Raw genomic sequence first — 11,824 nt, 5'->3', positions numbered from 1 at the left:
GATAGTAGGCCAACAACGAGAAAAACACTGACCCGTGCAAGGAAACGCCATGCGAGTCAACGAACCGGTCACTCAGAAAGAAAAGGTTTACCCGGACCACTACCACCTGATCACCACCACCGACCTTCGCGGCAAGATCACCGCCGCAAACGAAGAGTTTGCCGAAGTCGCTGGCTATACAATTGACGAACTGGTCGGCCAGCCCCACAACCTGATACGGCATCCGGACATGCCGCCGGGGGCATTCGAAAATCTCTGGCAAACCATTAAATCCGGCGAATCCTGGCGGGGTATGGTGAAGAACCGCTGCAAGAACGGCGATCATTACTGGGTGGACGCTTTTGTTACGCCAATTCGCAAAGACGGCGAGATTGTTGAGTTCCAGTCTGTTCGCACACGCCCCCGACCAGATCAGGTTGCCAGGGCGGAGAAACTCTATTCGGTCTGGAAACAAGGCAAAGTCCCCCGCAGATACCTTGCAGTCAGTCCGCCCCTGGCATTGAAACTGGGCTGCCTGTATGGACTGCTGGCGGTTGCCCTGCTCTGGTTCGGCCTTTCAGAGCTCGCCCTGTCCCATCTAGTGACATTGCAAGGGCTGCTGCTGGCAGTATTCGCGGTACTGGTCTGGCTTACCCTTCCTGTGATGCGCAGCGCCAGATCGGCCTGTACCGAGACCCACCCGGCCATGCCCTGGATCTATACCGGGCGCAGGGATGAAGGTGCCTGGATCGAATTTGATCGCCAGAAACGGGATGCCGTTCTTCGGGCCGTTTCCGCCCGCATGCACGCCAATGTGGGCAAGCTCCACGGCCGGAAACAGCGGACCGTCGAGTGGGTCGCAAACTCTGTGGCCAGCATCCGCAGCCAGCAGGGCGATATCCAGGACATAACCCGTGCTTTTGAGGAGCTGGCGGAAAGCGTGCGGCGGGTCAGCGAACTGACCGCACGGACCCACGACGCAACGGACGACGCGCGCCAGTCAGCCAACCAGTGTCGCGGGCAGATGACATCCATGAATCAGTCGCTGTCCGAGCTTGGCGGGCAGCTCTCTGTGGCCAATGACCGCATGCAGGCGCTGTCCGAAAAAAGCGATGCCATTGGCATGGTTCTGGATGTGATCTCCGACATCGCCGAGCAGACCAATTTGCTGGCTCTCAATGCCGCCATCGAAGCGGCGCGAGCCGGCGAATCAGGTCGCGGCTTCGCCGTGGTTGCCGATGAGGTTCGGGGACTGGCCCAGCGAACCCACGAATCCACCCGCAAGATCGATGAGATGATTGCTGCCCTGCAAAGCGAAACCCGTGAGGTGGTCGAGGTGATCAACAACGGCACCCACTGCTGTCAGCAAACGGCAGGCATCGCCAATGAGGCCAGCGAGACGCTGGAAGCGACCCTCAGAGATGTGGATCTCATTACTTCCTGCACCCATGAGGTAGCCGGCGCTACCGAACAACAGGCGGCCTTGAGCGTTCAGGTGGAACGTCAGGCAGCACGACTCCTGGAACTCGGTAACCGCTCTGTCGAGAGCAGCGAAAACGCCCGGGAAGAGTCGGAACACCTCGGCAATAACGTGGATCAGGCCCAGTTGCTGACCAGCCATTTCCTGCAGATGCTGTGTGACCGACTGTTGCCGGCGCCGGAATCCGGGAAGCGTCAGCGATTCCCCGAGCCGACGCAATAGGGTAGGCTGGCGATCATCCCTTTGAGCAACCGTGGAAGATCGCTGAGACCGTGACTCTTGGAACCCTGTTCTGGCTATTCGTGGCCGGATTCGCTGTCTGGTACTGGTGGCGCGCCAAAGCCATCAAGGATTTCGTGCTCCAGGCAGCGCGTCGCTATTGCAAAAGCATGGACGTGATGCTGCTGGATGATGCGGTATTCCTCCGTGGTCTATGGTTCAAACGCGACGATCAGGGGCGGATCCGAGTCTGGCGCCGCTTCCTGTTCGATTTCACATCCACCGGTGAGGAGCGCTACACCGGCCGTATCATCATGCTGGGCCAGCGCATCCAGCATATGGAGCTGGAACCCCACCGGTTTTCCTGAATACGCAGCCTTCCTGTCCTCACCCATTTGGGCGATTCCTGATCGCTCCTGACATACCAATAATCGACAACGCATCGACGACCGTCGGCTGCCTGATGCAGCCGTCAACAAAAACAACAGGAGTCACACATGCGTATTCGATTTACCACAGCAGTTGTGCTGGGGCTGGCCTTGCTGTCCGCCTCATTTTCAAGCCACGCCGGCTACACCCAGACCCGCCACCCGATTGTCCTGGTTCACGGCGTCACCGGGTTCAACACCATCGGCGGCCTGGTGAACTACTTCCATACCATTCCCTGGAATCTTGAGCGCAGTGGCGCACAGGTCTATTCCGCCAGCGTGTCCTTCGTCAACAGCAGTGAGCAGCGGGGCCAGCAACTGGCGAACTACGTCAACAGCCTCGGCCATTCCAAAGTCAACCTGATGGCCCACAGCCAGGGCGCGCCTACCTCCCGGGTGACTGCAGCCCTGATTCCTCACCGTATTGCCTCAATCACCTCCATCGACGGCGTTAACAAGGGCTCCAAAGTGGCCGATGTGGTCCGGGGAATCCTTCCGCCGGGTAGCTATGTCGAAGGCGGCGCCAACGCCATCGCCAACGCCCTGGGCGATCTGATCAATGCCTTGTCCGGAGCAGACAACCCTCAGAACGGGCTGGCGGCGCTGGAGACCCTCACCACACCTGGTACAACCAGCCTGAACGATGCCCTTGGCTGGAAAGGCGTGAACCGGAATAGCTGCGCCGGAACCAGCGAGGATGTCTGGATAGACGGCAATCGCATCAAGTTCTTTTCCTGGACCGGCCGGGGCGTGTGGACCAATGCGTTCGACATTACCGACCCGTTCCTGGGTATCACTTCACTGGCCTTTGGCAGCGAGCCCAATGACGGGCTGGTAGGCGTCTGCTCAACCATGATGGGCCGGGTGATCGGCACCCACTACGACATGAACCACGTGGACGCCATCAACCACCTTCTCGGAGCCCGTTCTCTGTGGACCAACCCTGTCACCCTTTACCGCACCCAGGCCAACCGGCTTAAAAACCGCGGTCTGTGAGGTGACCATGAAGCGGACATCCATCGAAGCGCGTCGGTGGCTGTTCCCGGGTGCACTGGCGGCCGTCCTGGTCGCCGGTGCTCTCTGGTATGGCCTTGCCGGAACAGCCCAGACAAACGCCGAAATTTCGGCTTCAATGCCACCATCATCCGCGGCCCCGGCGAAGTCGCCAACGCCAGCATCCGAGCACAGCGCCAAAGCGGTCCCGGAAGAGCCTTCTTCTGGACAGGAGCAATCCCGAACTCCTGATTCCCTCGGGCCGACCCCGTTTGCGGCGTCGCTATCAGGGACACAAATTGACGGCGCCCTGACAGCCGATGACAACGGCGAGCTGGTTATCAATCTCCGGGTGCGTGACTTTTTCGATTACTTCCTCAGCACGGTCGGCGAGGTGACTCCGGAAACAGCCATTCAACAGATCGAAACCATGGCCAGGAACCACTTGCCTGAGCCCGCTTCCACCCAGGCGCTGGCGCTCCTCGATGAGTATCTCGCCTATAAGCAGGCGTCACTGCAAGTCCTGCAAACCCGACTCGACCCAGCCCGAACGGAGGATCCGGGCTATCAGCTGACGGCGCTGGGCGATGCCCTGGCACAGCTGAAAGAACTGCGCGCCAGCACCTTCAGCCCTGATGCCCACCGGGCTTTCTTCGGGCTTGAGGAGGCTTACAGCGAATACACACTGGCGACACTGGCCATTCAGCAGCGCACAGACCTGAGCGAACAGGGCAAACAGGCACTCGTACAGTGGCACCGCAATCAGTTGCCCGAGGAATTGAGGACAACCGAAAAACACCTTCACGCGAGCAGCCGACAACAACAGGCCCGGACAGCAGCCATTGAATCTGCCTCGTCTCCGGAAGCCGCCGGCAGGCAACTGGAAGAGCTTGGCGTGGGTCCGGACGGTGTCGAGAGCGTCGTAAAGTATCTCAAGCAGCGTAAGCGCTTCGACCAGCGCTCCGATGCGTTCCGGGACGCGATGGAACGGGAGGAATCCTCGGGTCTGACCGAGGCCGACATCCAGGAACAGCAAGAAGCTCTGCTGGAACAGCATTTCCCGGATGAGCAGGACAGAACCTGGGCACGGCTGAAGATGCTCGGTAACGGCTGACCGGAATGTGCTCGGGTTCGCGAAGCCAGTCGGCCGGGGCGGATACAATCCAGAAACCTGCCCGACACTGGAAATGGCCATGACAACCGAGCAGATCAGACAACAACAGGCCGCCGGATTTCGGAACCTGCGCTTTGCGCCCGATCTGGAGGAAGCTTACCGGCGAACCCGGTCCGGACTGATCCGACAGCGAGCCCGGCCCGTTTCAGTGGCCGGCCTGTTCCTTTTTTTGATCTACGCGGTTATGGATGCACTGACCCTGCCGCCAGAACTGGCTCAGGTCACGGTCTCCATCCGGCTCGCCGTCACCTGCCCGGTGATTGCATCAGTTGTCTGGCTCGCCTACCGCGCGTCTCCCTCGGACAGGCTCTTCGAGCGCATCTATACCCTGGCCTACCTCGTAGGTGGCCTGAGCGTGGTCGCAATCATTGCCGCCGCGCGACAGGTTGCCTTTCCGCTGCCCTACGAGGGCATGATCCTGATGCTCATGTTCGGATACTTTGCCATGGGGCTGCCGTTCTTAAGCGCGTCCATGGTCTCGCTTGTTCTGATCGTCGGCTACCTTCTGACCGAACTCTGGAGCGGTATGTCCGGCTCCGACATAGCGACCAACCTGTTTTTCCTGACCACGGCCAACCTTATCGGCATGGTTGGCGCGTGGACCAGTGAATACCGCCACCGAGCGCACTTTCTGGACCGCAAGCTGCTGGATCACATGCATCAGGCGGCCCGCGACGAGAGCCGGCGAAAAACGGAACTGATCACCGCAGCCAGCCACGACCTGCGCCAGCCTCTGAACGTGATCGACATAACGCTGGAAAGCCTGTCGCCAAGCAAAGACGGCCCCGCAGCGCACCCGGCCACCCAACAGTTGCGGGACATGATTCGTCATCTCCGGCGCCTGCTGGGCACCGTATTCGACAGCGCACGGCTCAACGAGGGCATGGTGCAAGCCGTTGTCCGACCAACCACACTGGCACCGGTATTCCGGGATCTCAACGATTTGCTGGCGGACTCGCTTGGCAATAACAAGATAGAGGTTCGGATTGACCACCCGGGTAGTGATCTTCAGGTTATGGCGGATCCATCACTGTTGTCGCGGATCCTCCAGAACCTGATATTCAATGCGGTGCAACACAGCAGCGGCACGGCCGTTACCCTGTCAGCAAAAGCCATGGGCTCACATGTGTTGCTGGAGGTCGCGGATGACGGCATCGGCCTGCCACCCGGGCTGGTGGATAACCTGTTCTCACCCTACGTGAGGGGCGCAGGCCCCAGTGAGTATCCGGGTCTGGGACTTGGCCTGACCATTGTTCAGGAATTTGTTGCGCTGATGCGGGGAGAGTGCGGCGCCGAGTCGAGGTCTGGCGGGGGGTCTGTGTTCTGGGTCCGGCTTCCCGCGGCCGTCACAACCACCCACGAGCCCGCGCCAGATTCACGCATTCTGTCCGGTTGTGAACACCAAGCTGGGTAAAAATCGCCTTGAGATGGGTTTTCACCGTGTGCTCCGTCAAATTCAGGCTCTGGCAAATCCGTTTATTGGGAAAGCCCTGGGCCAACAACAGGAGCACGTCCATTTGCCTCGGGGTCAACGACAGCCCCGGTGCCACAGGATCGTTACCGCCAGGGAAATACCTCTCACCGCGGCTTACAGAGCGGACCATGCTCACCAGCGCCGACCGCCCGGCAGATTTCGCCAGAAAGCCACTGGCACCGGCTGCCTGCGCAGCTCTTACCGTAGCTTCGTCTTCACTGCTGGAAATGATCACCACCGGAGGTGGCTCCCTGTGGCTTGCCAGCCTGGGTAACAACGCCAATCCTGTTTCGCCCTGCAAAGCGATATCGAGCAGGATCAGCTGAAAATCGTCCTGACGGACCAACAAATCCGAGGCGCCCTCAACGGTGCTGGCGATCACAACGGATTCGGCCAAGCCTTCCTGACGGATCAGGCCCGCCAACCCCTGGGAAAAAAGGGCATGGTCATCGACCAGCAACACCTTCTTCATGGGAACTGGTCGTGCGCCCGCAGCAGGGGCCTGCCCGGCTTTCGATGTTATGGCATCCATGGATGTGCCTCTGCCCGCTGTGTTTATTTTTGTTACGGCGGATGCGTCACTATAGGCCAGCCGAACGCTGCGCTCCGCGCACTGCTTAACATTTTTTTACAGGGACCTGCGGCCTTGCGTCCCAATGTGTAGGCAGTGAAACACAAATGTCATATTTCTGAAGCATCCTTCCAGCTTCTCAACCAACTGTCTGGTAAGGGTTTTTCGAAAGATGCCGCGATTCACACGGATGACTGCAACACTCCCGGGACTGCTACTGCCCGCTCTTATGGCCTTTCAGGCCCAGGCCTATGACCTGGAAATCCACGGTTCCAATACCGTTGGCGCTACCCTGGCGCCAATGCTCGTTACCGGCTACCTGGAAGAGCATGGCGGCGGGCAGGTTGCAGCCAGGGGCACGGGAGTGGAAAACGAAAAGATCCTGCGAGCGCCTGTGAACAACCGGGCGGCCGAGGTGCTGGTTGCAGCGCACGGATCAAGCACCGGCTTCAAGGCGCTGGCCGCCGGCGAGGCCGACATCTGGGCCTCTTCCCGCCCGGTCAAACCACAAGAAGCGGAGCAATTCCAGGCCCGGGCGGATCTCACTGCGCCCGAGAGCGAACACGTGATTGCCATTGATGGACTGGCCATTCTGGTACATCCATCCAACCCCGTCAGCAAGATGAGTATCGAAACCCTGGGCCGTGTGTTCTCCGGCCAGATCCGGAACTGGTCAGAGCTGGGCGGCCCGGACCGGCCGATCCACCTCTATGCCAGGGATGACCGCTCCGGCACCTGGGACACCTTCAAATCCCTGGTGCTGGGGAAACAGTTCGAACTGGACAGCAATGCCAAACGCTATGAATCCAACGACCAGCTATCGGATGATGTTAGCCGGGATCCGTCGGGCATTGGCTTCTCCGGCCTGGCCTCAGTTCGGGACAGCAAACTCCTGGCTATTTCGGAAGGCAATGCACCAGCACTGCGCCCCAACCAGCTCACCGTCGCCAGCGAGGACTACCCGCTGTCACGGCGTTTGTTCATGTACACGCCGGGAAGCGATGTCCCAGCGCTTTCCGCCGGTCTGATCGGATTCGCCCTGGGCCAGCAAGGTCAGGCACTGGTGGCCGAGTCCGGCTTTATCTCTCAGAACCCCATCGCAGTAAAGCCGGAATTCGACGACGCGACGCCCGAGAGCTTTCGCCGCCTGACCGGCAACTACCATCGCCTGACGGTCAATTTCCGCTTCTCAGAAGGCCGGACCAAGCTCGATAACAAGGCCCGCAGGGACCTGCAGCGGGTTCAGCAGTACCTGATCCAGAACGGCCGGCCCGCTGACGACCTGCTATTGATCGGGTTTGCCGACACCCAGAGTCATGAATTACGTGCCCAGATGATCTCCGAGCTCCGGGCCCTGTCCGTCCGCAAGGCGCTTCAGGAAGTGGATGTTCCTGACGTGGCCTACACCGGCTACGGCCAGTACATGCCGGTTGGTGGCAGTGGCAGCCGGCGCAATGGTCGCGTGGAAGTCTGGATCAAATCCCGCTAGTCGAGACCAAAGTCTGACGAAAAACTGCGGCAATCACCTATCCGCCACGACATCACAGATATGTTTGGGTTTCCTATACTGACGGGGTCATTTCCAACCAACAGACAGGGACAATGGACATCCAAAACGACCACCGTTACGCGATCAACCTGAACGTCCGGGGTATTCAGCCCTCGGCCACCCTTCGAATCAATGAGCTGAGCAATCACCTCAAATCCGAGGGCAAGGACATTATCAAACTCGGGCTGGGGCAGTCCCCTTTCCCGGTTCCCGATCGCGTGGTGGAGGCGCTCAAGGAGCACGCCCACGAAAAGGACTATTTGCCGGTAAAAGGGCTCAAAGGCTTACGCGAGGCAATCGCCGGCTATATTCGCCGGAGTGAGCGCATGCACTGCACCTGGGAAGACGTGCTGATTGGCCCGGGCTCCAAGGAACTGCTGTTCATGCTGCAGCTGGCCTACTATGGTGATCTGCTGATCCCGCGTCCGAGCTGGGTCTCCTATGCCCCGCAAGCCCGGATCATCGGCCGCTCGGTTCACTGGCTGCCAACCCATGCCGAGAACAACTGGCAGCTTACCGCCGAAGAGCTGGATATCATCTGTCGGGATGATCCCTCGCGGCCCCGGATTTTGATCCTGAACTACCCGTCCAACCCCACCGGCTGCACCTACACCGACGACCAGCTACTGGCCATTGCCAATGTGGCCCGAAAATACCGGCTGATCCTGCTCTCCGATGAGATCTACGGTGAGGTGCATTTCGAGGGCAGGCACAAATCCATTGCCAGGTATTACCCGGAAGGCACCATCATCAGTACCGGCCTCAGTAAATGGGCCGGTGCCGGCGGCTGGCGCCTTGGCACATTCATTTTCCCCCGGGAACTGAGGCCCCTGCAGGACGCCATGGCCATCATCGCCAGTGAAACCTACACCGCGACGAGCGCGCCGATCCAACACGCGGCCATTGCAGCGTTCAATGGCGGTGACGACATCGACGAATACCTTAAACAGTCCCGTCGGGTGCTGAAGGTTGTTGGCGAGTACATGCACCGTCGACTGAGCGACATGGGCGCGGTAGTCCAGAAACCGGAAGGCGCGTTCTACCTGTTCCCGGACTTCTCCGGCTTCCGCGAACAACTGGCCAGTAAAGACATCAAGACCAGCCAGGCCCTCTGCCAGGCCCTGCTGGAAAACACCGGCGTGGCCATCCTGCCGGCCAGCGATTTTGGCTTCGTGCCGGATCATCTGGCGGCGCGCCTGGCCTTCGTCGACTTCGACGGCGCCGAATCCCTGGAGCTCGCCGGCGGCGACTATGCCGAACAGGAACTGGGCGACGACTTCGTGAAACAGGCTTGCCCGCGGCTGGTCACCGCCATGGACAAGATGGAGCAGTGGCTGAACAGCCTCTGATCCTGCCGTGTTAGACTGGCGCCCTCATTCTCTAACGGGATATCAACGGGGGCGCCATGTCTGATTCAGTTTCTCTGCTCGAGATTACCGACTTTGCCGAAAACCTGGCCCGCGAGGCCGGCGAACTGATTCGCCGCGAGCGGGACAACAACGCCCTGCGCACCGATTACAAGCATCAAACCGAGCTGGTAACCCACGCCGACGTGATGGCGGACGAATTCATCACAGGCGCCATCCGCAAACGCTTCCCCGGTCACCGGATTCTCTCGGAAGAGACCATGCCGGACCTTAGCCAGGCCGAGGAGCTGGATACCCCCCTCTGGATCGTCGACCCCATCGATGGCACCGTGAACTATGCCTATGGCCATCCCCAGGTAGCCGTCTCCATTGCCTATGCCGAAAAAGGTCGGGTTCAGGCCGGTGTGGTGCATGCGCCCTTCCCCGGCGAAACCTTCCGGGCGACCCGCTCAGAGGGCGCCACGCTGAACAACCATCCGATCCGCCACAGCGGCGCCACCGTGCCCCGGGATGCCCTGTTTGCAACCGGCTTCCCCTACACCAAGGACGCCCTGGAACCGCTGGTCAAACGCCTGGATGCAATGATTCACCAATGCCGCGACCTGCGGCGCATCGGTTCCGCGGCACTGGATATCTGCTGGGTGGCCTGTGGCCGACTGGATATCTACTATGAAAACGTCAGCCCATGGGACTTCGCCGCCGCCCGCCTGATCGCCCTGGAAGCAGGCGCCACCGCTGGCCATTTCAGTGAAGTGCCCGACGGTTATCCTGCCGACCTCTGGGGCCGCGATATCCTGATTTCGGCCCCGGCTCTTTGGGAGCCTGTTCGGTCTATCCTGCGGTCTGCCTCTGGGTACGACTGATTGTGCTTGTGATTGCCTTCGGGGGTTGTCACTAGCCTGTTAACTTCGGGGCGGGCACAGGATGGGAACCTGCTCCCCGAAACCGCTACGAGCACATTCATGTGCTCGTAGCGGTTTCGGGAAAGCCCTTCCTGCCTTCGCCTCACCACCGGATCTATCAGGCTACCAAAAGGAGGCCAACTCCAAGCTCAGCCCCAAACACCTTCTGCAACCAACCCCCAACTCTCGTCGAAGTCAGTAGAAGGCAACCGCGAGAACGAGGAGCGGATAAACCGCTGGATCCGCCCTTCAACAAAAACCAGTACAAAGTCCGCGCCGCGAGCAGACGTCGTCCGGGGCCGCAGGCCCTGGCGGATTTCGCCTTCTTTGAGGGTTTGCCGTACCTGGGTTTCCAGGCGCTCGAAGAACTGGGAGGCACGCTTGCGCAGGGTGTCGTTCTCGCCCATCAAAGCATCACCGGTCAGCACACAACACAGCCCCGGATTGCGTTCAGCAAAGACCAGCACCAGGTGCACCAATTGCTGGAGACGAACCCGCACGTCCTCCTGCTCCTGCAGGATCACCTGACAGCGAGAGAACACGGCCTCTTCAGCAAACTCGATAAGCGCCTCGAACATTTTCCGCTTGCTGGGAAAGTGCCGATACAAAGCCGCCTCGGTAACGCCCACGGATTTGGCGAGGCCGGCGGTGGTGATTCGGGCACCCGGATCGGTCTCCAGGAGTTCCACAAGAGCATGGAGAATCGCCTCGCGGCGACTGGGTTTCTGATCAGTCATGGCAGGACAGCAGCGCTCTGATTTATCGTTGTCGGGGCCGGTCGTTCAATGCCAGCCCTCGGTTATCGTTAGTCAGGATTGTGCCCGAGATCAGAAGAAGGTGCCATCAATGGGCGAGGATGCACTGGCATAGAGTTTCTTGGGCATCCGGCCTGCCAGGTAGGCTTCACGGCCCGCTTCGATGGCAAGGCGCATGGCATTGGCCATCTTGATGGGATCTCTGGCCTGGGCAATGGCGGTGTTCATCAATACGCCATCACAGCCCAGTTCCATGGCGATGGTGGCATCCGACGCTGTGCCGACGCCCGCATCCACAAGCACCGGCACCCTGGCGTTCTCGACAATCAGGCGGATGTTGTACCGGTTCTGGATCCCCAGGCCGGAACCTATTGGCGCACCGAGGGGCATGATGGCCACACAGCCCATCTCTTCCAGACGCTTGGCCAGCAATGGATCGTCGGAGCAGTAGACCATGACCTTGAAGCCATCCTTGATCAGCTCCTCGGCCGCCACCAGCGTCTCGGTCATGTTCGGATAAAGGGTTTTCTCCTCACCGAGGACTTCCAGCTTCACCAGATCATGGCCATCCAGGAGCTCCCGGGCCAGCTTGCAGGTGCGTACGGCGTCTTTGGCGGTATAGCAGCCGGCCGTGTTGGGCAGAATGGTATAACTGCTCGGGGAAACCACATCCAGCAGGTTCGGCTCATCCGGATTCTGGCCGAGATTGGTACGACGAACCGCAACGGTGACGATCTCCGCACCGCTGGACTCAATGGCATGTCCGGTTTCCATCATGTCACGATATTTGCCAGTACCGACGAGCAAACGGGACTGGTAAACCCGTCCGGCAATTTCGAGGGGTCTGTCTTCTGGAAGCTGGAGTTCGGATGTCTCTGTCATAGTGTTCCTGAATCGTTTGAATACGGGAGGATGGAAACCGACGTGATCGGT

The 11,824-nt window shown here is 59.9% G+C and carries 11 protein-coding genes; 8 read left to right on the top strand and 3 right to left on the bottom strand.

The features are described 5' to 3' along the window. The first annotated feature begins 49 nt into the window (after nucleotides 1-49). The 5 genes from AC13E3_RS14730 to AC13E3_RS14710 all read left to right on the top strand — a co-directional run bounded on the left by AC13E3_RS14730 (nucleotide 50) and on the right by AC13E3_RS14710 (nucleotide 5,687). Entirely contained in the window at nucleotides 50-1,681 is a 1,632-nt protein-coding gene (locus AC13E3_RS14730) for a methyl-accepting chemotaxis protein (protein WP_273069947.1), read from the top strand. A gap of 50 nt (nucleotides 1,682-1,731) precedes the next feature. Continuing rightward, nucleotides 1,732-2,046: a DUF3301 domain-containing protein gene (locus AC13E3_RS14725; RefSeq protein ID WP_008173344.1), complete on the top strand. Its 315-nt coding sequence runs from the start codon at nucleotides 1,732-1,734 to the stop codon at nucleotides 2,044-2,046. Between the two features lie 129 nt (nucleotides 2,047-2,175). After that, entirely contained in the window at nucleotides 2,176-3,102 is a 927-nt protein-coding gene (locus AC13E3_RS14720; RefSeq protein WP_008173346.1) for an esterase/lipase family protein, read from the top strand. Nucleotides 3,103-3,109: 7 nt separating this feature from the next. Then, a complete protein-coding gene (locus tag AC13E3_RS14715; RefSeq protein ID WP_008173349.1) occupies nucleotides 3,110-4,213 on the top strand; it encodes a lipase secretion chaperone in 1,104 nt (367 codons plus the stop codon). A gap of 79 nt (nucleotides 4,214-4,292) precedes the next feature. Then, nucleotides 4,293-5,687: a sensor histidine kinase gene (locus AC13E3_RS14710; protein WP_008173352.1), complete on the top strand. Its 1,395-nt coding sequence runs from the start codon at nucleotides 4,293-4,295 to the stop codon at nucleotides 5,685-5,687. Here AC13E3_RS14710 and AC13E3_RS14705 read toward each other — a convergent pair. After that, nucleotides 5,620-6,279, bottom strand: coding sequence for a response regulator transcription factor (locus tag AC13E3_RS14705; protein WP_008173353.1), 660 nt, complete (start codon nucleotides 6,277-6,279; stop codon nucleotides 5,620-5,622). The genes AC13E3_RS14710 and AC13E3_RS14705 overlap by 68 nt on opposite strands. 229 nt (nucleotides 6,280-6,508) lie before the next feature. On the opposite strand from AC13E3_RS14705, the gene AC13E3_RS14700 reads away from it, so the two are divergent. From AC13E3_RS14700 to AC13E3_RS14690, 3 genes are all read left to right on the top strand, one after another. Then, the gene (locus AC13E3_RS14700; RefSeq protein ID WP_227497822.1) at nucleotides 6,509-7,807 is read left to right on the top strand and encodes a substrate-binding domain-containing protein; all 1,299 of its coding nucleotides are present in this window, start codon (nucleotides 6,509-6,511) and stop codon (nucleotides 7,805-7,807) included. Between the two features lie 113 nt (nucleotides 7,808-7,920). After that, nucleotides 7,921-9,216: a pyridoxal phosphate-dependent aminotransferase gene (locus tag AC13E3_RS14695; protein WP_008173357.1), complete on the top strand. Its 1,296-nt coding sequence runs from the start codon at nucleotides 7,921-7,923 to the stop codon at nucleotides 9,214-9,216. 56 nt (nucleotides 9,217-9,272) lie between these two features. Further along, nucleotides 9,273-10,097, top strand: coding sequence for an inositol monophosphatase family protein (locus AC13E3_RS14690; protein WP_008173359.1), 825 nt, complete (start codon nucleotides 9,273-9,275; stop codon nucleotides 10,095-10,097). 188 nt (nucleotides 10,098-10,285) lie between these two features. Here the strand turns inward: AC13E3_RS14690 and slmA are convergent, their stop codons facing one another. After that, on the bottom strand, nucleotides 10,286-10,873 hold the full coding sequence (slmA, locus tag AC13E3_RS14685; RefSeq protein WP_008173360.1) for a nucleoid occlusion factor SlmA: 588 nt from the start codon (nucleotides 10,871-10,873) through the stop codon (nucleotides 10,286-10,288). Between the two features lie 90 nt (nucleotides 10,874-10,963). Beyond that, on the bottom strand, nucleotides 10,964-11,773 hold the full coding sequence (locus AC13E3_RS14680; protein WP_092030486.1) for a thiazole synthase: 810 nt from the start codon (nucleotides 11,771-11,773) through the stop codon (nucleotides 10,964-10,966). Nucleotides 11,774-11,824 lie beyond the last annotated feature (51 nt).

It is taken from the genome of Marinobacter sp. L-80 (assembly GCF_056859395.1).
Note: the sequence above shows the minus strand (reverse complement) of the source record. Positions and strands in the feature narration are given on the sequence as shown.

Coding starts and splice junctions, on each gene's coding strand:
- AC13E3_RS14730 (WP_273069947.1), top strand. CDS start 50: ATGCGAGTCAACGAACCGGTCACTCAGAAAGAAAAGGTTTACCCGGAC.
- AC13E3_RS14720 (WP_008173346.1), top strand. CDS start 2,176: ATGCGTATTCGATTTACCACAGCAGTTGTGCTGGGGCTGGCCTTGCTG.
- AC13E3_RS14715 (WP_008173349.1), top strand. CDS start 3,110: ATGAAGCGGACATCCATCGAAGCGCGTCGGTGGCTGTTCCCGGGTGCA.
- AC13E3_RS14710 (WP_008173352.1), top strand. CDS start 4,293: ATGACAACCGAGCAGATCAGACAACAACAGGCCGCCGGATTTCGGAAC.
- AC13E3_RS14705 (WP_008173353.1), bottom strand. CDS start 6,279: ATGGATGCCATAACATCGAAAGCCGGGCAGGCCCCTGCTGCGGGCGCA.
- AC13E3_RS14700 (WP_227497822.1), top strand. CDS start 6,509: ATGACTGCAACACTCCCGGGACTGCTACTGCCCGCTCTTATGGCCTTT.
- AC13E3_RS14695 (WP_008173357.1), top strand. CDS start 7,921: ATGGACATCCAAAACGACCACCGTTACGCGATCAACCTGAACGTCCGG.
- AC13E3_RS14690 (WP_008173359.1), top strand. CDS start 9,273: ATGTCTGATTCAGTTTCTCTGCTCGAGATTACCGACTTTGCCGAAAAC.
- slmA (WP_008173360.1), bottom strand. CDS start 10,873: ATGACTGATCAGAAACCCAGTCGCCGCGAGGCGATTCTCCATGCTCTT.
- AC13E3_RS14680 (WP_092030486.1), bottom strand. CDS start 11,773: ATGACAGAGACATCCGAACTCCAGCTTCCAGAAGACAGACCCCTCGAA.